The organism is Nonomuraea sp. NPDC048916, from assembly GCF_040649575.1.
Classification (GTDB): domain Bacteria; phylum Actinomycetota; class Actinomycetes; order Streptosporangiales; family Streptosporangiaceae; genus Nonomuraea.
In genome coordinates, this window is the sequence record NZ_JBEZFS010000264.1 from 1 (window position 1) to 406 (window position 406).

General features: G+C 64.0%; 1 protein-coding gene. It reads left to right on the forward strand.

The window, feature by feature from the left end; translation table 11 throughout:
- On the forward strand, positions 1 to 406 hold a 406-nt coding region (locus AB0C16_RS40780), incomplete at both ends, for a penicillin-binding transpeptidase domain-containing protein (RefSeq protein ID WP_357691576.1).

Sequence of the window (406 nt, forward strand, 5' to 3'; positions counted from 1 at the left end):
CCTGCTGCGGATCAAGGACTACACGGGCAAGATCTGGCTGAATCAGGACAACGAGGAATGGCGTCAGACCAACGACGGCGGCAAGGACTACGGTGAGATCGACCTGCGGACGGCCATGGAGCAGTCCGCCAACTCCCCGTTCGTGCAGCTCGGCATGGACGTCGGGACGGACAAGGTCAAGGACGTCGCCGTCGCCTCCGGTCTGAAGGACGACACCTTCATGGCCGACGCGACCGTTCCCTCGTTCTCCATCGGTACCTCATCGCCCAGCGCCATCCGCATGGCGGGCTCCTACGCCACCTTCGCCACGAGCGGCCAGCAGAACGACACGTACTCGGTGACCGAGGTGAAGCAGGGGGGCGAGACCGTCTTCAAGCACCAGAAGAGGACCAAGCGCGCCTTCAGC